A 23,680-nucleotide genomic window follows, 5' to 3' on the forward strand; every position below is an offset into this window, starting at 1 on the left:
CATCCACATTTATCCTTTCTTTAGAATTTATGACAAAATCCATCATTCCCCTGCTCAGGTTTTTGAAAACAAGATAAAGCCAGCATCCTTAGACTCATCTAAGAAAGCTGGCTTTAATACCGTAATGATGCCTTTAAGCCTATTTTCGCTGCTGCTCCTAATGGTGTGCTTGATACAAAGACAATTGCCGGACATTCTGTCAGCCTGCCTTACGGCCTTCAACCTCCGATCTGTTCAAACCGTCCCAACAGCTCCTCCAAAGTCCAAATCTGAATACTGCCGGGATAATTCAGCTCCGTTGAGCAGACTGCCAGCTTGTAACCGGGATCCACATTATACTGTTTGAATTGCCAATTTCCCAGCGCTGCCGATCCAGGATCGGCAAGCAGTTCAATATCGCCATCCTCATGCAGGGTGAAGCTGAACGAATCCAGCGGAATCGACATTCCCGCACCAACTGCCTTTATATAGCTTTCCTTTAAGGTCCACAGCTCGAAAAAGCATTCCAGCTGCCGATTAAGCGGCTGAGCCCTCAGATACTCAGCCTCCGGCCTTGAGAAGAACCGGTCCGCTATAGCCAAATTAACCGTATGTATTCGTTCCACATCAATTCCCACCGGGGTACTACCGAACACAGCAGCAACCCACCGCCCGGAATGCGATACATTGTACTGGCAGTCCGGGCGGCCGTATAAATATGGTTTACCATAACTGTTGGAGCCTCGCAGCTGCTCCAGCTCCAGCAGCGCCCACCTCTCAGCTGCATACACGCGGACCAACAGCTCGCCCGCCATCGACCGCACGCGGTCATCTGCCTGCCGGTAGGCGTCAACCTTGCCCTGTCTGGCCGGACTAAACTTCGGCAGCACACGCTCCCGCAGCAGCTGCTCCTCCCGGGCAAGCTTATCCAACTCCGCGGCCGAGCCGCCCCGGCAGCCGCCAATCTTAACGGCGATAATATCCATTAATGGCCTCCAATCCATAGCTGTTTCACAACGAACACAACAGCCGCAAGCAAGACCGGTATCAGCCAGCCAAGCCTTAGGCTGTCAGCTGGCACACTCTTGCTCTCATCAGCCGGACCCCGCTCCACAAGTCCCCGTATATATCTTAGCAGCCGCCACCCTGCTAAACCGGCAGCAACCGACAGGACACCCGTACCAATGACCGTCCACGTTTCGGGCCCGTCTGGCGTACTGAGCTCTCCAAGCATATCCCCACCCCGGATGTAGGACGTGACCACATAAGTGATATTGGTCAGCAGATGAATCAGCAGCCCGGGGATAATGGAGCGGGTGTACAAGACAATGACAGATGATACCTAGGCAGATGCGAACAGCTCTGCAAGCCGGTAAGGGTTGTCATGGAACAGCGCGAACAGCAGCGAGCTCACGGCGGCAGCAAACCACTGTCCCCTCTGCCCATAACCGGTAAGCAATGCTCCCCTGAACAGCAGCTCCTCACAGATTGGCGGTATAATGCCAATGCATAACACAAGCACGAACAAAGCGCCAAGATGTTCAGCCATTGGATAGACAGAAATCTCATATGTCCGGCCAAGAAGCAGGGAAACGATCTCTGTCAGCTGGTGAAGGAAAAGTATCGGCACCTGACTTAGTGCGTATACCGCCAGACTGAGCATTAACACCTTCAAGCTGACTCTCCGCCATTTGAAGTTTAAGGACAGATTATACCCCCTCAGCTTGCACCAAACAAGAGCCGGCAGAAGATTCAGACCGACTTGACCAATAACCACGTACATCAGGAAATACCCCAGCTCGGTGTGAAGCCTGTCCGTGTCCGTAAAGAGGTAACCGGACAGAATGATTCCGCTAACATAAGAGAATAAAAATATCCATCCTGCCTCTGCCGCATTCAAGGTTTTTCTCATCTGCCGGCACGGCTCCTTCTCTCAACATTCGATAAAACTTCCAATAAATCCTAGACTTATTATAGAGTCATCCATTACTGCCCAGCAACCGGTTCACAAAAGTATAAAAGAACCGCCCCGGCCATCAGGCCTCTAATGCGGTTCTTTTGTAAGAAAAAACGTATTACTTTATACTGAAGAACATTCGCTCACGCAGAGCGCCGTAGCAAAAACCAACCGTCTTGCGCGTAACAGACCAGCGCTCCCATAAGCTTGCGGGCAGCAGACTTCCTTCGGAGAGGGAAGCGGCAGCGAGAATCTTGCAGATATGCGGCTGCATTCCTTGATCAGCGGACGCTATATGATACACCGGTGACTCCGCCCACAAGGAGCTTCCCCGCCAATTAGCATTCCCGGGTGTATCTTCCCCATCTGCCCAACACATTCCAACAAACATAAGCTCGCCCGTAACATAATCAGCATGAAACTTAATCATGGCGTTACTGTAATCCGACCACTCCGTATCATTTAATTGTTCGTGCCACGCAATTCCCCGGTGCTGGGGGTTATATACTACATTACGGATTGCTATCGAACGGTCCTTGTCCAGCAACTCCACCTTTGGACCATCGGAATTACTTGCAAGAGAAATAGAAATCATAATAGAAGAGGGCAGGAATGTCCCGTCCTTTCTTTTGCGAATCGTACCGTAGCGACCGCACCAAGCTTCCGGTGAAGACTGTGAGCTGGATAACAACTGTTCTTCGACAGTGCCGCGGATCAGACCGCCCACAAAGCAGCGCTGCTGATGCTCTGCTAGCTGAAATGTGCCCTCAATTGCTGTCCCATCCTGTGCCACTGCGTGCAGTGTGCCATTACGGAACGTGTAATTTGTCAATTGATCCCCTATGTACACGGCTGCGTCTGTAGCAGATGAACTACAAGACACAGTTAGGGGAGTAGGAACGTGCCCTTGACCCTCCATATGCTTATACCCTCCAGCCCAGACGCTCAGCGGGCGGGGAACCCATCTGCCCCGAAGATTATCAGCCGTCGGCATAGAGGCACCTTCTACCCATATGCACCCGGAAACTGCTGGCAGTCCGGTGAGCGGATCCATGTAGATCGTTAAGCATCCATTGTCAAACGCTCCGCCGGCTTGCAGCCAGCATACCGTCCCCCCAGAACGGTCAAGCTTTGAGATGCGCTTATTCCCTATATAAAGAGCGCTCCCTCCGTCATAGAGTTGATAGAATGGGCTCCATTGCCCCTCTTGATACAGCTGAATAACGAATTGGCCGTAACCACTGTCAATTCCGGCTTCCTTCTCATGCATATTTTGGCCAGGGCATGGGAGCTCGGTCGCTATAAAATTGTTTACTTCAGGCGGGTGATCTCCCCTCCAAATTTTCCCTTCAGCCAACCTGGCAAATTGGTCCGTCATCCTAACTGGCATGCTGAACGTCAGCATACCATGACACGGATTACCATCTTCTTGACTCCAAAACAGTGTAGCGTTGGCAAATGAATATTTACGGATTCGGGTGTTGTTTAAATAGATGAGACAATCTGACAGTTTCTGGCTGTCACTCATAACGATCAAGGTCAGGTCGCTTTCCGGGCAATAATAGGCACCTGTCCAGGGGAGCAGCAGAGTCGCCCCCACATTCGGAAGTGCGGCTCCAATGTCACTTACCGAAATAGGATATCCCTGACTTTCATGCCACTGCTTAAGGAAAGCTTCAGGATCTGCGGCCGTTTCCGACAGTTCAAGAATGCCGCTGTACAGCTCAACTAAGGACGAGGCAGCCAGCAGGTCGATGATCCACTGTTCACCGGGGGAACGAGGTGTATCCGCCCCCTTCACGGCACAACTGATATTGCTAGGCTGTCTGGTGGCCAGAAGCCGCCTTTCCCAAGCGCCGAGACCCGGAAAACTGTCTCCTGACAGTGCGGCGGATGGGTCACGCTCAAATAACTTCTGAAGTTCGAGATTATGCGTAAGCTCCAGCATAAAATCTGCAGCCCGCGTCCGCTCCGGGTGCTGGTAGTCGGCCGGAATCCGAAAATTCGATAATTCGCGGATCGCCTGGACCTCCCGCTCGTCATACCGGTCAATGTCCTTGTGGGCCGGGTAGGTCCACGGCTGGCTGCCCGGCTTTGCCATCCCGATTCGCACCGCCATTTCCACACAGCATTCGGTAGCATCCTTCGGCGGAATATAAAAGGTGGACAAGCCCTGTATACCCGCCTGGACATCCGGCCGCAGAAGCTCACTGAGCTTCCAGCGCTCAATGATTGGCGGGATTGTCGGATAATGAGCGGCGATATAGTGGGTGATGACATAGTCCCGTCCGTATACCTGTTGGAGAAACTCGACCAGCACATTGAAATTACGGTTCAGATAACCACGCCGGCGAAAGCCCGTAACGCCAACCAGCCCCACCTGCCACAGGACAACATGCATGGTCGTGTCGGGAGCTTTCCCTCTAAGGAGCATGTCCGTCGCTTCCATCGTCTGCATCCCTGGATAGCTGGGGTCTACGCCAAGGTCAGCGCATAAACAGTCCAGCGCCGATATACCAGGCTTCATGATGGCATGATGTCCCTCCCGACGCGCAATCGATACTGCCCTGTGGGTAGACAGGGCAAATACGCCGGGATGCCCGTAATAGATGGCAGCGACGGTTTTACCCTGCCGCACATAGTACAGCATAGCTTCCGTCATCTGCATGTACGTGCTGTAACGCGGCTTGCTGTCGCTGTATAGAGCGGAGAGATCGTAGGCATCCGGACGGCTCTCCTTGATCCAGATCTTCGTAACGGCATCCGTTACGACATAAAACACATAGTCTGCGGCCTTTATATGCATTTCTGTGTCCCGAGTGAAACCCACGGATGCAATTCCCGAGCCCATGATGATCAGCTTGCCCTTCGGACCCTCACCCGCTGCGCTCCCCTGCAGCTCTGCGTTGTCGCTTAGCCGGTCGGCCGTTTGCGCAATTTCCCTCATCAGTTGTTCTAACTGCTTTTCAACTCCGGCTGCAGCATGCGGCAGTTCCATCATTCACAACCCCTTTCCAGGGGAGGGTTAACTCCCCCGCAGCATATTTAAAGGCTTGGCGCCAAGCGACTGAAGGGAGGCGATCAGCGTCACCGTTGCGGTTGTAAGCATGGACAGCAGAATACCGATGATGCACCAGGTCAAATTAAGATCGACGTTGCCCTTCACGAACAAGCTAAGCGCAAGCAGCGCAAACACCAATCCTGCGAACGATCCGATAATACCTGAGAGCGTGGCAAGTACCAGATTCTCCGATAGAATGGATCGCAGCAGCCTTCTGGTGGACAGGCCGATTGTCTTCATAATGGCCACATCCCTGTTCTTCTGCACAAGAGACAGCACAACCTGGTTGCCGATCATGAGGATCGCTGTAACGAATGCGAAGAGGGCCATCGCCGAGAAGAAGGTACTCTGAGTGCGGAGTGTCTTCTGAAGGCTGTCTATAATGGAGCTGTTAAGCGAGTAGGCGACAGCTGATGCAGGCAGACTGCGGTTCAGAGCAGACATATGCTCCTGAAATTCCCTTGATGAAATTTCCACATAATAATTTAACCGGGTCGGAGACCCGTACGCCGCCAGCGTGTCCTCTGTCACCCGGATCCCTTCGCTCTTCACGACTCCAGATTCATAGAACCCGACAATCTCAAGCGGGACGGTCTCTTCATTAATCCTGACGGCTATTCGATCCCCCAGCTTAAGATTCAGATCCCTGCCGTAATCCTCGCGCAGGATGGCCGAGAGCCTGCCGTTATCTTCCGAACTGAGCCCCCGGCCTTCTTTCACAGTATAGGAGCGGGCGCTTGCGGTAGGGTTCACCCCCTGAATGGTCACGCCGGTCGTGCTTAAGTAGCTGATCTTCCGCTCAGCTGTCGCCTTCACAAATCTCTCAGCAGCGTCCTCTCCGTTAATGCGAACGAACGAACCCTTCAGCTCATATCCCCTTGCATAGTGCTCGACACCTGGAGTGCTTTCCAGAACACGGTTCATCTCCTGCTCTTCCATGACAGATGCCGAAATGATGACATTCCCGTTGATCTGCTTCTCCATCTGGGACTGCACGGCACGTACCAGATTATCGGTAAACAGCTGACTGGCCACAACAAGCAATACTCCGACGGACAGTGTAATGGTCAGCAGGGCATTGCGCTTGTAATCCGAGCCCAGATTATGAAACAGGAGGAACCATCTTACGGGCATCACTGTCTTAAGTTTTCCCAGCAGCCGGTACACAAGCCCGTAACCGAACACGAAGAGCTTCATGATGACAAACAAGACAATCAGAATCAGCATGGACAGCACAAAGGAGGCGATCCACTTGAAGACGATGCCGTCCTGATTAGATGCAAGCAGGGTTTCGTGCAAATAGAAGCCCATCTCTGCACAGATTACAAGAAACAGCTTCACAGAAGTTCTCCACGGCAGTCTTCTCTGCTTATGCACCAGTCCTGAATTCCGCAGCAGCTCCAGCGGTGATACCTGTATGGCGGAATAGACGGGTGACCAGGAGGAAATCAGGGCAACCGTAATTCCCACCACGAAGGAAAACAAAACAGAGGGAAGATAAAGCTTCCACTCCATTGGCAGAAGAAGCATCCTGGACATATATGCCGACATGCCGTAGCCGATGATGCTTCCTATGACAATTCCTGTAATAGTTCCGATAAAACCGAGAAGGCCCGCTTCAAACAGAAAGTATCGTGAAATAATTGAACGCTGCATGCCGACCGATTTCATAATGGCAACATCCTTGAGACGGCCGGCCATGTTGATGGTCATGGTATTAAATATGGTAACCGCCGCAATCGCGACAGCTAGCAGGGAGAACAGCTGCATGACCAGCATCGTTCCCTTGGTCCCTTCCAGCATCTCAGCCTTCTTGTCCTCCAGATCCGCCACCTTGCTGCCTGCGATCTGCTTACGGATATTGTCCTTGATCGCTGCGGATTCAGCCGGATTATTTAATTGAATATACACCTCGTTGACCGTACCCGGCGGAACCCGCGTCAGTTCAATGCTCCTCGAATAGGACATGTAAGCGGTGCCCCAAAACGAGCTATCCGTATAGGACTCTTGGACACCATCAATCAGCCCCTTGACACGAAATTCATTTAAAGTTCCGTCCTGCTGGTTAATCAGCGATACCGAATCTCCCGCTTCGATCTGTAAACGTTCAGCCGCCTGCCTGGATAACAGGATCTCATCCGGCTGCAGTGACCTGATATCCGGAAAACGCTCTCGCCCGTAATAAGGATAGGCGTCCGGATCGACTCCCTTCAGGATAATATTGGACGTCTTTTGGTTTGAACGGATGGCCGAAAGCGACACCCACGCGCCTGTGACTGCCCTGCGCTCAGTCTCTGGTATGATGTCCCGTATTTCCTTCATTGTCGTTGGCTCCAGGTAAGCCTGAACCGACAGATCCGCACCAAGCGCCTGTCTGCTGGACTGGTTAACCGATTCGGGCACCAGCTGAGTCATCGCGGACATGCAATATAAACTCGCCGTACCCACTGCAATTGTCAATAACGTAAACAGCGTGCGGAGAGACGATCGCATTAAGCTGCGGTAAGCAGATATCAGCATGATGTATGAGTCACTCTCCCTTTGGCTGATTGACGTGTTCTTCCAAGATCTTGCCGTCAGACAGATGAATAACCCGGTCCGATAAACTCGCTACATTCGGGTCATGGGTAGCCAGGATAAAGCTCATCCCAAGCTTGTCGCGGAGATCGAAGATCAGATTCAGAATCATCGTTCCGGTCTTCTGGTCCAGATTCCCGGTCGGCTCATCAGCAATGACAACTACCGGATCATTGGCTATTGCCCGGGCAATGGCCACGCGCTGCTGCTGCCCGCCTGAGAGCTGGCTGGAGAGGTGATTCATTCTATCCCGCATCCCTACCAGTGCGAGGAGCTCCTTTGCACGCTGCTGCATCTGCCTGCGGCTTTTGCCCTTCACGGATATCATAGGCAGCATGACATTCTCGAGGGCACTCATCGTAGAGATCAAATTATAGGATTGAAAGACGAAGCCGATTTTGTGGGCACGATAGCTTGCGAGGTCCGTCTCAGACAGACTCGTCACATCCTTTCTCTCAAACAAAATGCGTCCGTCAGTTGGTTGATCGAGTGTGCCGAGAATGCCGAGCAGTGTTGATTTCCCGCTGCCGCTCGGCCCCATGATGCTGATAACTTCGCCAGGCTGTATCTGCAGATTGACACCCTTCAGAATGTTGATTTTGCCCGCTTCCGTCTCATAGCTTTTGAAGATGTTACGGACCTGGATGATTGATGCCGCTGCCGTCATAATTCATTATCTCCTCCTATTCGCCTCTTTTTAATTTTGACTTTGCTGCATACCAGAATGAGCACGCGCAGCAGCATGACGCCGAACACCAGCAGTATGCCTTGATTTTGTCCCGGCTCTCCTGCGCTCCACGCGGCCGCGGAGCGGACCAGCCCTGCGGCGATTACCGTCAGAACGGTAATAATGGCTATGGAATACAGTACCGCATAGACGGCAAAGATCCGGCGCACGCGCTGACTCAGAGTCGACAGTACATTCTGATATTGAGCCCTGTAATGTTGCCTCCTTGTTATAGACGATAGAAGGAAGTATTTGGTTATCTTCTTGATTCTGGGATGCAAATTCACAATACCGAGATAATCGGTCAGCACCCAGAATCCGTCGTAACGGAGAAGCGGGTTCAAATTGTGCAGCACATTCAACAGCATCATAATATTCGCAAACAGGAAGGCAGGACTCCCGATTAACCAGCCTAGAATCCCTGAGATACCCATAAACAGAAGCTGGAAGTATATTCCCGCGAGATTAACTACGATCCGCTGGGTACGGGGTATCTGCCAAAGCTCACTCAAGTCCACAAAAAAAGCCGGCATCAGCATGTACAGCCCTATCCCGACATCGCGGGGCTTGACTCCATAGCGGAAGGCCGCTGCGATATGACCGAGCTCGTGGAGAAACAGAGAGAGAATAAATATTGCAAATGCCAAAACAAGCTGGGATGCCGACTCATACAGCGAACCCATACGGATGTCCGGCAGCTGAATGAGCGTCATGCCCACAGCAGCTGCCAACCAGACCATACTTACCGCAGCAATCCTTTTCTCGAACAGTACCCGAAGCGGCCCTGCCGCCCGCTTGAAGGCCGTCCCCTTCATAAGAGCTGTACGGAACATGATTGCTGAATCATGGCCAGGCTTGCCGGCATACCCTTCCAGTATTCCCTTAGGCTTCAACTGCTTGTCGATAAGCTGAAGCAGTTCATCCGCTCCAACCGTCATATTCATCTCCTGCTCCACACGTTCGCAGATCCGCTCAAGCGTATGGCTGCCGTCAAAATACTGTAGAAGCTGCACCATGCGGGAGGTCACCTTAAGCTGAAATTGATTTTCGAAGGCAAGTATGAACATATCCCCTTCTTCGGATACATCCATCGGTATAGCTTGATATGGAATCAGCTTCGGGAGTATCATGCCTGTTCTCCTCCTGTGAGCGCCCCGTAATAGAACCTAAACTCCGCACGAATGCGGAGTTTAGGCCAGAAAGCGATAAATCCTAGATTTGGAAGCAGCAGTCGATGCACCAGGTGATCTCAGGATTCACAGCATTTGTTGTCGTCATCTCGTCGCGATTTTCCAGCTCTTCCACCTCAGATACCAGGTTCGTCCACAGATTTTCATTCTCGTTGATTGCACGAACCTTGAATGTCATGATCGAGCACCTCCTTTCCATTCAGAGTATCTATTTATGAAAGGCGCTAGGGGCACCTCTCATAACGGAAAGAATAAACTGCTCTTACGTTACGGGAGCGGTCATGAACTTGTCTTCATTAAGCTTGATGTAAGTCGAAATGGACTGATGCGAGAAGTTGCAGTACGGCTTGTTAATGGCGCCATTGCGCATCAGGTTGGAGTAGGCGCATCCGCCCCCGCAAAACATGGAGACGCTGCAGGAGCTGCACTGCTCGGAGGTTGTAAAGTCCTGGCTCCACATGTTGTGCTTGTCCGTGTCAATGTGGTACTCCGGAAGGAAAGTGCCCACTGCAAGCTCTTCCCGGCCGACTGTCTCCGGGCAAGCATAGATCAAGCCCTCTGAACCGAAAGTGTAATACCGGTGATCGCGGGCGCTGCACTGCTTGAAGATTGGCACAGCCGAAGGCACCGATGCACTGCAGGTATCACACGGGTTGGATGACCACCCTTTGGAATAAATCGCCTGGCGGATCCGGGAGGTACGCATGCGAAGATCGGTGCCAAGCGTTGCATTGAACTTATCCATGAATTGGTGCATATCCCCAAACTGTTCCTGCAGGGCAATCAGCAGATGATGCTCGGGCATATGATTCGGCAGATTTTCAGCAAAATGATCATAAACCGGCGAGATCTGCCAGGCAAACAATTCGTGATCATGCCAGCCGCGTGACTCAATGAATTCGGCCAACTCCTCCAAATAGGGAACATTGTCCTTGTTCACGTTCGTACGCAGCGCGATTTTGAAGCCGCGTCCGAGAGCCATATCAATATTATTCACAATACGGTCGAAGGTGCCTTGCCCGCCTGCTGTTATCCGGCGCTCGTCATGGATATGCTTCGGACCGTCAATCGAGATCTGGAAGAAATCCCACATCGACTTGTACTGCTCGAAGAAATCCAGATACTCATGCAGGAATGTGCCATTGGTAATGGAGTAGGAGCGGAAGCCATAATCCTCGATACCACGGCGGACAACTTCATGGACAGTCTTTTTGGTTGTAGGCAGCAGCGGTTCTCCGCCGTAGAGCAGCATGGTATGCTTGGCATTGTGGAACCTTCCGCGTGCGTGCTCCATCTCCAGAATGCGGTCAATGGCATAGAACATTTTGTTTATTTCATCCTGAGACAGCGCATGGTTAATCTTATGGATGTCGTGCCCCTGGAAGCAGTAAGGACAGCGCAGATTGCACATGTAGGTCGTACAAACATTAAACACTACGCCAAGCGAGGAGGCCTGCAGCTTCTCATTCATCTCATCGCGCAGCGTCGTCAGCGTCTCCCACTCCCGCTCACGGCTCTCATAAACGTAGCCTCGCTTGGTGAAATAAGCGACCAGTTCATCCAGCTCCGGATTGGAGTCAAGCTCTTTGCCTGCTTTCAGCCCGTCCAGTACAGCTTTTACATCCGGTTCTATTGTATCCACAGCACCGCTCAGCGAGTTGACAATGACATAGTTGCCGTCCGAAAGCTTATAGAACGAATTGTATGTGCTTGCAATCACAATAATCCCTCCTCACTAGATCTTGATCAGATCATCACGAATAGAATCCAGATAGGACATCACCTTCTCGCCTGCATGCGTACAATGCGGCTGATCAAGATTGCCGTACGTGACCAGCGCTTCCGCAGCACAGCCTCCGCCGCAGATCGGGGCAGACGAACAGCCTCGGCACTGCGGAATCGTCAGCGAGTTGAACGCCTTCCACTTTTCCCATTTCCACTCCTTCAGCTGAAAATCAGGATAGTAATCGCCAATCTTAAATTCCGGTCTTCCGATAAGATCCGCGCATGCATAGATGTGATTGTCCGGCCCGAAGGTAATTTTCCTTCCCTGGACGGATTCACAGAAGACAATGTTTGGCAGGAACGGAATGGCCTTCTGCTGCAGCTCAGGGTCCAGTTTGGACACTGCATAAATGTAGCGGTACATGTCAGAGCCGACCAGTACCTGCTCTTTCTTTTCCAGTTCATCAATGGTGGGAATGTTTCTTCGCAGATGCCTAAGGATTTCGATGCCCTGCATAATCGTGTCTCCGGTGCTCTGACAGGTATGGTCCGTAACAGGAGCGAAGTGAACCTTGAAGCCGGGGCGGCCAAGCATACCGTTATCCATGTAATGTTCAACCAGTGTGGGGACAGTCTCAATGTTCGTCTTATCGATATTAATTCTTACAAGGACGGAAATACCGCAATCCAGCGCTGACTCGATGTTCTTCTCAATTCTCTGGAATGTCCCTTTGCCGCTGGATAAGATGCGCCTTTGATCGTGGATTTCCTCCGGACCGTCAACTGTGATTGTCAGCTTCAGCCGGTCCCGGTACCTGGTAAGCAGGTCCAGGAATGCATGCAGGTGAAAACCGTTCGTGTTGCAGCCGATTTTGAAATCCAGCTCGACGGCTTTTTCACATATTTTCTCGACAATCGGCCTTGTAAACGGCAACAGCGGCTCGCCTCCGAAGAGATTGAACATGCCCTGCTGCAGGCCGCTGTCCTGATGAAAATATTCGACGGCTTGCCAGACCGCATCCAGCTGCTCGTCTGTCAGCAAAGAAATTTTGTCGTGAATGTCGTGGCTCTCAAAGCAGTAGGGGCAGCGGAAGTTACAGGTGTAGGTGGGGCAGATTACGTACTGCATGACTTGCGTTTTTCTTGCGAAGACCATGGCCTTCTCCAACAGCTGTTCTTCCTCAGCTTTGGAGTGGTAAACATAATTGCGGGATTTGAGGTAGGAGATTGCTTCTGTTTGCTCCCTCGTCATGTCGGCCATATTCAACTCGGGCAGCTTGTGCAGCAGTTGAACGAGCTCATTCGGGAACACATCAATGGCACCGTTAAGTGTATTGATCACCAGCGTTTCTTGGCCAAGGGGGTATTCCAGACGATAACGGTTGCTATGCATGATCGTTATCTCTCCCTTTAGTGGAATGAAGGGCAGTTTGGAAGATCCTCAGAAGTCAGTTTCATCATATCTCAAGCTAATTTAGAAGATCATGGGTCTATGTTACCATTTTTATGGTTAATAATGGATGATTATGGAATTAGAAAGATGTGATAACCACCTTTTTTCGAGCCTTATAATACACCGCAGAAGATGGATCTGATGTAATTTTTTGTCACTGCAAAAAAGGCACTACAATGAGCTTTCCCGATGGTATCGGAATGCTTACAGGTAATGCCTTATAACTGGCTTAATCACAGTCAGCCGACCGTCCGCTTCTATGCTGCTTTGTTACACACGCCGCTCCTCAATCATACGCATCTTCTGCTCCCAGCACTTCGTGCTCAAATCGACCGGATACGATTCCGGATTGAGCTTCCGCAGATATTCCGGCCAGAACAGCTTCAGCTGCTCTTGATGGTACGTACGAATTTCCTCCATATTCGGCAAGCTGCCTATAAGTTTGCCGTCCTTGTAGACAGGCAGGAGCAATTCTCTTGCCTCGTAATTTTCGACATACTTGTGAATATAGGGGTGAACAGGATCAAACAGCTTAATCCGTCTGCCTTCCTGTACATCCGTCTCTTCCTTGAGCGCGATATAGTCAGCCTCTGCCTTACCCGTCTCGCGACTGATGATCCGGTATACATGCTTTAGTCCGGGGGTTGTTACCTTCTCCGGGTTACCCGAAATCTTGATGACCGGTATCAGCCCTTCCTCCGTCTCACGAGCTACCAGCTTGTACACCCCTCCGAGTGCCGGATTGTCCGCTGCTGTAATCAGCTGCGTGCCGACACCCCACACATCAATTCGGGCTCCCTGCGCCTTTAGGTTGAAGATAATATTCTCGTCCAGATCATTGGATGCAAAAATTTTAACATCTGGAAAACCTGCTTTGTCCAGCATTTCACGTGCCTTGTGCGATAAGTAAGACAAGTCACCGCTGTCGAGACGGATACCGTTCAACCGCTTGCCCCGCTTCTCCAGTTCCCGAGCTGTCTTAATGGCGTTCGGCAAACCGCTTCTCAGCGTATCATATGTATCTACAAGAAGTGTAGACTGGTCGGGCAGCACCTCCACAAAGCGGTCGAAGGCTTCCTCCTCGCTGCCGTGTGCCTGTACCCAGGCATGAGCGTGCGTTCCCTTAGCCGGAATGCCGAACAGCTTGCCAGCCCGCATGTTGGAGGTTGCATCAAAGCCGGCGATATAAGCGGCGCGCGCACCCCAGATAGCCGCATCAGCTTCCTGTGCCCGACGCGTCCCAAACTCGAGCAGCATATCGTCGCCAGCAACAAGCTTCACGCGTGCCGCTTTGGTCGCTACTAGTGTCTGATAATTCATGAAGTTTAGCAGTGCTGTCTCAATTAAATGAGCCTCAAAAAAGCTCGCCTCTACCCGGATTAATGGCTCGTTCGGGAACACAAGCGTGCCTTCCGGAACCGCATAGAGGTCTCCTGTAAACCGGAAGCTTCTCAGCTTCTCCAGGAATTCCGGCTGATACTGCTCCTCCTGCTCGCCAAGATAACTAATGTCTTCATCTTCAAAACGCAGATTTTCAATATACTTTACGATCCGCTCTAAGCCGGCAAAGACGGCAAACCCGTTACCGAACGGCAGCTTGCGGAAGTATACGTCGAAAACCGCACGGTCATTGCCGGTTCCCTGCATCCAATGCGCGTACATCATATTAATTTGGTATTTGTCCGTATGAAGCGCCAAGTTATCATAAGTCATAGCTGTTATCGTCCTTTCGGCTGGCTGCCATGCATGTAGGTATAAGCCGGGGAGCTCCCGGCTCGTTTTCCAAAGATAATTACATTGTTGCTGCCTTATACCTTGTATTCTTTGCCGGCGTGCATCAGCCTGGCTCCAAGTGTATTTTGAAAGTGTCCGAGGGCCCATTCATGTCCCAGCTGATTAAAGCTGGCTACCGCATCGGCATGCACTGTTATGCTGTAGCCCTTATTGTACGCATCGACAGCGGTATGAAGCACGCAGATGTCAGTACATACGCCAACCAGATGAATCTCTGTTATACCCCGGGCACGCAGCTGCAGATCCAGGTCCGTGCCGCAGAAGGCGCTATAGCGCGACTTGTCCATCCAATAAATCCGTTCCTCATGCTGCTTATATACGTTATTCAGCGTCCCATAAAGTGACCGGCCTTCCGAACCCCGGATGTTATGCGGCGGAAACAGGCGCTGCTCCGGATGAAAAATATCCGCTTCATCATGCAGATCCACAGCCATTACGACGTAATCGCCAGCCTGAATACACTCTCTTGTCAACTCCGAAATACGTGGTTCAATCGCAATTCCGGGCTCTCCGCAGGGCAGCTTGCCCACCACGAAATCCACCGTGTAGTCGATAACGATTAATGCTTTCATGTTCATCAGCTCCTCATAAGATAAAGTCCGGCCACAGCCGGCTTAACGATAAATCGACAACGACGGCAAATAACCGGTAAATCTGTACAGCTGAGCGGCCCGCTGAGAGTAGCGGTTTGACAGTATTGGACGGCCGTCCTTATCACGCATCCCTTCGATAATCCCCTCCCGGCTCTGCGTCGATGTAATTTTACGTATAAAATTCGGCTCTTCAAAATCTGGCACCACGGTGCGAATTACCTGATAGAGCTCACTGATCGTGAATGCCTCCGGCAGAAATTCACTGGCAATGGTAGTCGTCAACATCCTCTCCCTAATCCGTTCCAGTGCGTCAGCCAACACCTCTCTATGATCAAAGGCAAGATCCATCTTAAGAGCCTCCTGTACCGGAAACAGCCGTACATCGGACGCATCATCGTCAGCCCGCCGGCCCGCCAGAATGTCTTCATGAACGAGAGCACAGAATGCATGCGAGATGATCCAGCCCCGCGGGTCTCGGCCGGGCCTGCTGTATACATTCAGGTATTCCATGTGCACATCAGCTATCCCCGTCTCCTCCTGCAGCTCGCGTCTGGCACATTCATATATGCTTTCTGACTCTGCGCAGAACCCTCCAGGCAGGGCCCACTGCCCTTCGAACGGCCACTTCTTGCGCTGTATCAGCATGACCTCCAGTTCTCTGGCCGGCAGAGCCTTCTTACCCTGCTGCTTACTTGATGTAATGGTGAATATCACAATGTCGGCCGGCGCCCCATCGGGTGTCCGGTACTTGGACGAACTGTAACTTGTCTCGTTCTCTTGCTCTGTCTTGTGCACATCAATCACCTGGTCTTTTCAATAATATCAATATGATATACTCATTATGACGTATTTAGAGCAGATAGGTCAAGCGCTCTATTATCAAAGACCTTATTACTGTATCATTAATACTTAAATTACAATTTTAGGTATTTCGGACCTATTCATATACCGCTTAAAGTTCCGCTATAATCTTAACCGCACAGGATTGGTACCAACTGTTAGTTCTAGGATTATCAAGGAGGTGATCCGTAGTCGACTATCCATGCGTGCCAGCCCCAGTTAAGGCACTTGGTTGACATCTATGTCTCAACAGAAGAGGAGTTACGAAATGAAAAATGATATGCCCTACATGATTGTAGTTTTGTTGATTCTTATTTTTTTGACTGTCGATAATTTCTTTATCAAAAATGAAGCAGTCCGTGATGTTATCAATATCACTGCCTTTTTTGTTGTTCTCCTGCTCTTCATTATTAAACTTGTCCGCAGGAAGTAGACGGAAATATTCTGAGGAAATCGGAGGTATTATTCATGAATATGGCAGCTTTTGATCGGATGAAATACTATGTCGCCGCTCTTCTTGCCGCTGTCCTAGTAGTCACGTCTGCCGGAGTTCCTGTACAAGCTGGCTCTAACTATCCCACTGTAGCGGCCAGCGCCTTCGCAGACTTTGATGCCTTTGACGATTTCTCCCTCCAACAGCTGGAAAGCGCACTTGCCATTATCGAACAGATTCCTGACTACATCCTGGCTCAGGGTGATTCCGCGACACGGGAATGGCTGAAGAAGCATTTCGGCTATCAAGGCTCCATTCAACCGGAAGGCTTCTTCGGCTGCGTAGGCGCCATTGGTACGGCACTGCTCGGCATTGCCTTCCCCGCTGCCAAAATTACCAAAATAAAGGATGCCATAAAAGCCGCAGGCGGTGTCAATAAAGTTGTTACTGTAATTCGGGATTCTTATAAAACCGCAAGATCGCTTGGCATTGGCAAAAGTGAAGCGATTAAGATTGCTGTGCAGGACGCCTTCCGCACAGCTTCCAGCGAGACCTTCTCCCTGCTGCTCAGCTTCTTTGGCATAAGTTCTATAATTGGAGAATGCTTCGAGTAAAGGCACGATTAATTGCAGCTCCCGCTCAGCCCTGCTTCAGAGGGTTACGCGGGGGCATTCTTTTATGAAAAGGGGTCCGTTATCATGAAAAAATGGATGATTTTCGTGCTCTCAGCTGTCGTGTTATTCAATCTGTCCCTCCCCCCTTCCTTGTCAGCCATGCAGCATTACGTGACGGAATATATGGTCGTGTTCGAACAGGAGGAAGGTCTGCCGGCCAACTACAGGGCAATCGTACACAATGCAGGCGGCGTTATCGAGAAAGAGTATTCGAAGCTCGGAGCGGTCAAAGCCTCCTCAATGAACCCCGGGTTCCTGCCTGCTATTAAGAAACATCCGGCAGTTGCAAGCGCGGGCATACCCGGTATTATCAGGCCCGAGCAGCTGGAATACATAGAAATGGACAGCCCAACGGCTGTAGAGGCGCATGGCGGGCATGATTTGTATGAGACCTATCAGTGGGATATCAAACAAGTGACCGGAAATGGCGCATCATGGGAGATGCGGGGCGGCACAGGGCAGCCCGTTGATGGGCAGCCTGTTGTAATCGCAGTGGTTGATACAGGCATTGATTACACTCACCCTGACCTCAGCGGCAACTACCTGTATGGCAAATCCTTTGTAGACAATGAGCCAAGTGCCCGTGATTATAGCGGACATGGAACCATGGTAGCGGGAATGATTGCGGCTAACGGAAGAGTAATGGGGGTCGGTCCGGACCTGAAGCTCGCCTCCTACCGGGTCTTTGGACAACTGAACAGCGCGAGCACCTTCGAAATCGCTGAAGCCGTCATGACAGCCGCAGACGACCAGGTTGATGTGATTAACCTGTCACTCGGCGGTTACATCTGGGTCAAGAACCCCGAGCAGAACGAGAAGGACAATCGAGCCGAGCTTAAGATGTTCCGCAGGGCAGTGAAATATGCGATTAAAAAGGGCGTCGTTGTCGTCAATTCAGCCGGCAATCTAGGTGCGGACGTATCCGATCCTAATGAGTTAACCCGTCTGCTCTATGGTGAAGATGCCAGCGGCAAAACTTACCGAAACCCCGACCATAAGGATATGATTGTTGTTTCGTCCGGAACGCTTGGGCTGCAGCTTGCTTCCTATTCCAACTATGGGCGTAACGTTATTGATGTCATGGCTCCGGGAGGTGAACGGAACCCGGGTGTCTCCTGTGTATCCACCTCGCTGAACGGCCGGTACGGACAAGCCTTCGGGACCTCTCTTGCTGCCCCAAAGGTGTCTGCTCTTGCCGGTATCATTATTGCCCGCCAGGGAAAGAAGACGCTCAAGCCTGGGGAAGTAGCGAAGATTATCGCGAAGTCGTCCAAGGATCTATTTGGCAAGGGAAAGGATGAATTTTCCGGTTATGGTCTCATTGATGCGGTGAGTGCCCTTTCACGGAGTGATGCCTAAGCTGCTTGACTCTAACCCACTGGACCGGCTCCTATAAGGACCGGTTTTTCTGGTCTTGGACACCAATCCGAACTTTTTATTCACCCATGGCGTCTAACTACTTATGGACTGCGATCCTTAACTTAACGAGACAGCGAGGCGATAACATGGGGAAAATCATCAAGCTGCTCCCTTCAATAATTGCGGGACTGATCTGCTCGATTGTGTGGACAACAGTAGGAAGCGCCGGTTATTTGAATGCCGCAGCACATCTTCCCGGCCTCGGTCCGGGAGCGTCGTTAAGAGCCTGCTATTCTCATTACTCACCGGTACGTTGTTGATTACGCTGGTCATCTTCTCCCGTGCTTAACGAAAGACTGAGTAAATCTCATACGCCAAACAAAGCCCCGCATACCCTTCTCAAGGTATGCGGGGCAGTCTCGGACGCAGCCTGTTGCTCCTCCTCGTCCCAATCTTCAAGTTGCGTTATTTCACTACTGCCAAGTCATCACGGTCGGCTTAGCAGTCAGGTATGCGCCGAGCTTGCCGGTAATCAGGCCATAAACTTCATCCATATGCTCGAGAATGTAAAAATGATTGCCCGGATAGATGATGAACTCGCATTCCTGAACCGTCTTCTTCATCCAAGGCTCGACATCCTCCCGTAATACGGTGTCATTCGTGCTGTATATTACGGTAAATGGGCAGCTAAGAGGGGCATAATCCGCTGTCTTATGGTTCTCGAGCAGGCGGAAATCCGAGCGCAGGATCGGCAGCACGTAAGCCTTTAACGCTTCATCTGCGAAGACTTCTGCAGGCGTTCCGCCATAGGCCATGATCTTCGCCATAAAGGCCTCGTCTGACAGATGGGCAACAGGCTCGCGTGCATTAAACGACTGCGGGCAGCGAGTTGAGGACAGGAAGAGATGCTCCGGCTGCCGGTAACCGGCTGCCGCAAGCCTGCAGGCCGTCTCATAAGCAAGCAGCCCGCCCATGCTGTGACCGAACAAGGCGTAAACCCCGCTCCGGTTATGCAGCTCTACGTAATTACATGCCTCGTCCACCGCTTCAGACAGTGTATCGTAATGCTGGTCCCCCACCCGGCTGCCCCTTCCTGCAAGCTCCACCGGATGAAGAGCCAACCCGCTGCGAAGCGCCGGCCACTTCTTGTAGAACATCGCCGAGCCGCCGGCATATGGAAAACAGAAAACATCGATCTCAGCCATTGTATCTCTCCTTTACCCCACAGATATGAACTTGGACCCTATCTCCTCTGCCATCGTTTTGCTGATCAGCTGCAGTCCTTCCATTAACAGCTCAGATTCAATGGTCAGCGGCGGCATGACTTTGAGCACCGTATCGTTGCGTCCGCTTCTCTCCATAATGAGGCCATTGCTGAAGCATTGATCGGCTATCCGTTTCGCCGCTTCGGCGCCGCCTGCATGTTTTACATCAATACCCCAGAACAGCCCCAGACCGCGGATTTCCACCTCTCCGTCCAGCTCTTCCGCCATGCTGGTCAAGTAATCCCGCACGATCTCGCCTTTGCGGATAACTTCCTGCTCGAGACCGGTCTGCTCCCGGAACTGCAGCGCAGCCGTGGCCGCCGTGAACGCCAGCTGATTGCCGCGGAATGTGCCGTTATGCTCACCCGGCTTCCAGATGTCTAGCTCGGGCTTTAGCAGAACAAGCGCCAGCGGCAGCCCGTACCCGCCGATTGACTTGGACAGCAGCACGATATCCGGTGTAATGCCTGCCCGCTCGAAGGAGAAGAACGGCCCGATCCTCCCGCAGCCGACCTGAATGTCGTCGCAAATCAGCAGAATATCATGGTCATCGCACAGCTTGCGCAGGCGCATCATCCATTCGGCCGGAGCCGGGTACACACCGCCCTCTGCCTGCACCGATTCAAACAAAATGGCGGCTGGCTTCTCAATTCCGCTATTCTCATCACTGAGCACATGCTCCATGTAGGCTATGGTGTCAATTCCATCTATTCCGCCGGCCGGGTACGGCATCAGCGTTACGCCCTGCAGCGGAATGCCCGCCGCCTGGCGGCAGTACAGGTTGGCTGTCGCTGCCAGGCTGCCGAGGGACATGCCGTGGAACCCGCCCATAAAGGCGAAGATATTGGTGCGCCCCTTCACTCTGCGCGCCAGCTTCAACGCCGCCTCTACCGCGTTGGTGCCAGTCGGGCTGCAGAACTGCAGCTTGTAATCAAGATTGCGCGGATTGAGCACAAGGTCGGCAAAGGTCTTGATAAATTCTCTCTTGACCGTTGTATACATGTCCAGCCCGTGCGTCACATAATCCTCCTGAAGGTGGGCGAGCAGGCGGTTCTTGATAAAGTCGTTGTTATGGCCGTAATTAAGCGCTCCGGCTCCCGCGAAGAAATCGATATAGCTGCGGCCCGCTTCATCTTGGATGACGGCATTTTTGGCTGTGCGGAATACCACCGGGAAGGATCTGCAGTAGGATCTGACATTCGATTCGTGCTTCTCGAACATTTCCATTATCATCACTCAATTCCTTATAGATTTTGGTATTAAGCCATAACATTAAGCAGCTCAATCTGTTGATCCCTGCATGCGTTCATCATATCCTGCGGCCACACCGACATCTGCACCTGCCCGATATGCGATTTGCGGAGCAGCAGCATAGCTACCCTCGACTGGCCAATGCCCCCGCCTATCGTATAGGGAAGCTCCCCGCCAAGAAGCATTTGGTGAAAAGGAAGCTCCGCCCGCTCCGCACAGCCGCTCTCCTGCAGCTGCCGCACAAGCGACTCCTCGTCGACTCGGATGCCCATGGAGGAAATTTCGAAGGCCATTTCCAGCACCGGGTTCCAGACAATGATGTCGCCATTCAGCTGCCAGTCGTCATAATCCGGCGCCCGGCCGTCATGCGGCTGGCCGGAAGCCAGTCTGCCGCCAACCTGCATTAGGAAGACCGCCCCCTTCTCCCTGGCGATCAGCTGCTCGCGCTCCTTCGGCGCTGTCTCCGCTCCGAAACGGTCCTCAAGCTCCTGCGAGGTCACAAAGCTGATGTCCTCAGGCAGGAATGGCGGAAGCAGCGGATCAAGTGCAGCAAGCTCTGACTCCGTCTCCTTAAGCGCTGCGTAGATAAGCTGGACCTTGTCCTTCAAGGTATCCATGCTGCGCTGCTGCTTCGTTATGACCAGCTCCCAGTCCCATTGGTCAACCAGCAGCGAATGAAGCGGGCCGAGCTCTTCATCACGGCGGATCGCGCGCATATCGGCATAGAGCCCCTCGCCCGGCTGAAGCCCATAGTAGCGGGCTGCAAGCCGCTTCCACTTGGCCAGGGACTGGACGACCTCAAGACTCATATCCTTGCAGCCCGCCGCATCGAACGATACGGACCGTTCCCAGCCGTTCAGGTTGTCATTGATGCCCGTGCTGCCCGCCACAAACAGCGGCGCCGATACCTTCATCAGGTTGAGCTTGCTGCCAAGCTTGTGCTCGAACAAGCTTTTGGCTGTGCAGATCGCTTTTTCCGTCGCTTTTGCCGAATCTGTCCGTGTGAGAACTGCCTGCGCTTGATTTGCCATTATCGACGCACCTCAAACCTTCAATGGATTTTTTAACTAGTCCACGACCGTCTCCTGCTGCTTCTTCCAGGGCTTGTATAGGAGCAGAAGCGTAACTGTGGTGAGAATAATCGCAATTAAAGGGAAAATAAATAGAATCCAGCTTTTCACTTCATCATAGTGGTCCAGCGATATCCGGCCCCCATACCTTGTGTTGGCCAGATAGGCAAGGCCAATTACACTGCAGATAATATAGTAGAGAATTGCAAACCCGATAAAAGCGGCCGTTCTCTGCGCGGTGCGCATTCGGACTGACACCTCCTGCATGGCACACCGGGCCCAACCCATTAGACGGGCTGTCCGGCTGCCTCTTTGTTTTGGATAAGCTCCTGCATTATTGCGGCGAGCCCAGCGACATAAGGCGCTGTAAATATGGAGTAGTGGTCACCTTCTGCAGAGTAAGTCCTTACATGTCCCCTGCCCCCGGCGCACCACCGCGCAGCCTCAAGGTCGGCGGATGCAGAAGCGATGATAAGATCGGGCGTGCAGTGCTGCAAAGGCTGCAGGCTGTATCGCGTGAGCGCGGCGGTCAAGCTGCGGATCAAGTGTACATAAGGCAGCAGCTTGCCGAGACTGAGCTGGTCAAATTGCGGGATCGTCTGGCGGATATCTTCATCCGCCAGCAGCTTAATGCCTGCCAGAAGCTCATCCCTGCGCTCATGCTGCTCGACCGTCTGAATGACATGGTTCCATACTTCCTCCATCGTGCGGCAGGAACCCATAAGCCCAGTCTCTGTGAGGACGTCTACGCCATCCATCCGGCTCAGCAGATCACCCGCCAGCTCCAGCTCGGTTTCCAGGCTGAATTCCACCACGGCCGTATCCGCCGCAGCAGGCGCGTGCGAATCAATTAATATCAACCGTTCTACCTGCTGCCCCCTGGCTTCCAGCAGTCTCGCCACCTCGTATCCGATCGTGCCGCCTAGACTCATTCCCACAATAATATAGGGCCCATGCGGCTGAATTTCCGCCATATATCCCGCATAGGATGCTGCAAGCTCTTCAATAGAAAGACGTTTCGGGCTTGGCTGCTCCCATGTCGGGAGCTGGATTCCCCAGTAATTCGCGTTATCCTGCAGCAGGTTGACAAGCGGGACGTAGACGGTGACATCCCCGCTTCCTCCGTGAATCATAAATATATGGCGGTTCTGATCCTTCCCCTTCTTCAGCAGGACCAGATGCTGATGCTTATCATGCTGATCCTCACGTACTCTATGCAGCTCAATGCAGGCAGCCAGCTCCCGGATGGTCGGCCGCAGGAAGACCTCCTGCAGCGGAAGACTGATACCCAGCACCCGGGATATCTCATCACTGAGCGCCATGGCCTTCAGGGAATGACCGCCGGATTCGAAGAAGTGATCGTCTATTCCAGCCCTGCTGATGCCTAGCACATCCTGCCATATTCCCGCAAGCACCACTTCAACCTCGCTCCGCGGCGCTGCATAAGGGGTGCCTGTCAGCACATGGCCCTGCGGGGCTGGCAGTGCCTTGCGGTCCACCTTACCATTGCCCGTCATCGGGATGGCTGCCAGCGGGACAAAGTAGGACGGAATCATATAGTCCGGCACCGCCGCCTTCAAGTAATTCCTCAGCTCGGATACCTCTGATGCTTGCTGGGATAGCGAAGCATCAGATTCGCCCGATGCCGCCGTATAATAAGCGCACAAGTACGGCTGCCCGTCTCCGTCATCGCGGGCGAGAACAACCGCCTCCTGTACGGCTTCATGCCGCA

Annotated in this window: 20 protein-coding genes; 2 read left to right on the forward strand and 18 right to left on the reverse strand. The window is 52.3% G+C overall.

The annotated features are described in order from the left end of the window. Positions 1–218: 218 nt before the first annotated feature. The 13 genes from L1N82_RS19415 to L1N82_RS19475 all read right to left on the reverse strand — a co-directional run bounded on the left by L1N82_RS19415 (position 219) and on the right by L1N82_RS19475 (position 15,860). Positions 219–965 (reverse strand): 4'-phosphopantetheinyl transferase family protein, encoded by a 747-nt coding sequence (locus L1N82_RS19415; protein WP_235289119.1) that lies wholly within the window; start codon positions 963–965, stop codon positions 219–221. Then, positions 965–1,303, reverse strand: a complete 339-nt coding sequence (locus L1N82_RS19420; protein WP_235289120.1) for a hypothetical protein — start codon at positions 1,301–1,303, stop codon at positions 965–967. Before L1N82_RS19420 ends, L1N82_RS19415 begins: the two co-directional genes overlap by 1 nt. Positions 1,304–1,321: 18 nt before the next feature. Then, the gene (locus L1N82_RS19425) at positions 1,322–1,891 is read right to left on the reverse strand and encodes a CPBP family intramembrane glutamic endopeptidase (protein WP_235289121.1); all 570 of its coding nucleotides are present in this window, start codon (positions 1,889–1,891) and stop codon (positions 1,322–1,324) included. A gap of 163 nt (positions 1,892–2,054) precedes the next feature. Next, positions 2,055–4,934, reverse strand: a complete 2,880-nt coding sequence (locus L1N82_RS19430) for an SAM-dependent methyltransferase (protein WP_235289122.1) — start codon at positions 4,932–4,934, stop codon at positions 2,055–2,057. 27 nt (positions 4,935–4,961) lie between these two features. Further along, positions 4,962–7,517 (reverse strand): ABC transporter permease, encoded by a 2,556-nt coding sequence (locus L1N82_RS19435; RefSeq protein WP_328284500.1) that lies wholly within the window; start codon positions 7,515–7,517, stop codon positions 4,962–4,964. A gap of 10 nt (positions 7,518–7,527) precedes the next feature. After that, positions 7,528–8,241, reverse strand: coding sequence for an ABC transporter ATP-binding protein (locus L1N82_RS19440; RefSeq protein WP_235289124.1), 714 nt, complete (start codon positions 8,239–8,241; stop codon positions 7,528–7,530). Then, entirely contained in the window at positions 8,238–9,431 is a 1,194-nt protein-coding gene (locus L1N82_RS19445; RefSeq protein ID WP_235289125.1) for a M50 family metallopeptidase, read from the reverse strand. Before L1N82_RS19445 ends, L1N82_RS19440 begins: the two co-directional genes overlap by 4 nt. A gap of 82 nt (positions 9,432–9,513) precedes the next feature. Next, positions 9,514–9,669: a hypothetical protein gene (locus L1N82_RS19450; protein WP_235289126.1), complete on the reverse strand. Its 156-nt coding sequence runs from the start codon at positions 9,667–9,669 to the stop codon at positions 9,514–9,516. An 84-nt stretch (positions 9,670–9,753) separates the two neighbouring features. Then, positions 9,754–11,211, reverse strand: coding sequence for a radical SAM/SPASM domain-containing protein (locus tag L1N82_RS19455; RefSeq protein ID WP_235289127.1), 1,458 nt, complete (start codon positions 11,209–11,211; stop codon positions 9,754–9,756). 15 nt (positions 11,212–11,226) lie between these two features. After that, entirely contained in the window at positions 11,227–12,609 is a 1,383-nt protein-coding gene (locus tag L1N82_RS19460) for a radical SAM/SPASM domain-containing protein (RefSeq protein ID WP_235289128.1), read from the reverse strand. A 330-nt stretch (positions 12,610–12,939) separates the two neighbouring features. After that, on the reverse strand, positions 12,940–14,382 hold the full coding sequence (locus tag L1N82_RS19465; protein WP_235289129.1) for a nicotinate phosphoribosyltransferase: 1,443 nt from the start codon (positions 14,380–14,382) through the stop codon (positions 12,940–12,942). 95 nt (positions 14,383–14,477) lie between these two features. Next, positions 14,478–15,035: a cysteine hydrolase family protein gene (locus L1N82_RS19470; protein WP_235289130.1), complete on the reverse strand. Its 558-nt coding sequence runs from the start codon at positions 15,033–15,035 to the stop codon at positions 14,478–14,480. A gap of 42 nt (positions 15,036–15,077) precedes the next feature. Continuing rightward, positions 15,078–15,860, reverse strand: coding sequence for an NUDIX domain-containing protein (locus L1N82_RS19475; RefSeq protein ID WP_235289131.1), 783 nt, complete (start codon positions 15,858–15,860; stop codon positions 15,078–15,080). 504 nt (positions 15,861–16,364) lie between these two features. On the opposite strand from L1N82_RS19475, the gene L1N82_RS19480 reads away from it, so the two are divergent. Together L1N82_RS19480 and L1N82_RS19485 are read left to right on the forward strand one after the other, a co-directional pair. After that, entirely contained in the window at positions 16,365–16,943 is a 579-nt protein-coding gene (locus tag L1N82_RS19480; protein ID WP_235289132.1) for a hypothetical protein, read from the forward strand. A gap of 84 nt (positions 16,944–17,027) precedes the next feature. Next, positions 17,028–18,362: a S8 family serine peptidase gene (locus L1N82_RS19485; RefSeq protein WP_235289133.1), complete on the forward strand. Its 1,335-nt coding sequence runs from the start codon at positions 17,028–17,030 to the stop codon at positions 18,360–18,362. Between the two features lie 473 nt (positions 18,363–18,835). Here the strand turns inward: L1N82_RS19485 and L1N82_RS19490 are convergent, their stop codons facing one another. The 5 genes from L1N82_RS19490 to L1N82_RS19510 form a co-directional block, all read right to left on the reverse strand. Continuing rightward, positions 18,836–19,567, reverse strand: a complete 732-nt coding sequence (locus tag L1N82_RS19490; protein ID WP_235289134.1) for a thioesterase II family protein — start codon at positions 19,565–19,567, stop codon at positions 18,836–18,838. A 12-nt stretch (positions 19,568–19,579) separates the two neighbouring features. Further along, positions 19,580–20,854 (reverse strand): diaminobutyrate--2-oxoglutarate transaminase, encoded by a 1,275-nt coding sequence (gene ectB / locus L1N82_RS19495; protein WP_235289143.1) that lies wholly within the window; start codon positions 20,852–20,854, stop codon positions 19,580–19,582. Positions 20,855–20,886: 32 nt separating this feature from the next. Continuing rightward, positions 20,887–21,909 carry an aspartate--ammonia ligase gene (gene asnA / locus L1N82_RS19500; RefSeq protein ID WP_235289135.1) on the reverse strand — a complete coding sequence of 341 codons (1,023 nt, stop codon included), beginning with the start codon at positions 21,907–21,909 and terminating at the stop codon, positions 20,887–20,889. A gap of 36 nt (positions 21,910–21,945) precedes the next feature. Beyond that, positions 21,946–22,194, reverse strand: a complete 249-nt coding sequence (locus L1N82_RS19505) for a hypothetical protein (protein WP_235289136.1) — start codon at positions 22,192–22,194, stop codon at positions 21,946–21,948. Positions 22,195–22,235: 41 nt separating this feature from the next. Next, a partial coding sequence (locus L1N82_RS19510) for an alpha/beta fold hydrolase (RefSeq protein WP_235289137.1) occupies positions 22,236–23,680 on the reverse strand: 1,445 nt, incomplete at its 5' end.

Origin of the sequence: Paenibacillus tarimensis (assembly GCF_021532315.1) — a bacterium.
GTDB classification, from domain to species: Bacteria; Bacillota; Bacilli; order Paenibacillales; family Paenibacillaceae; genus Paenibacillus_I; species Paenibacillus_I tarimensis.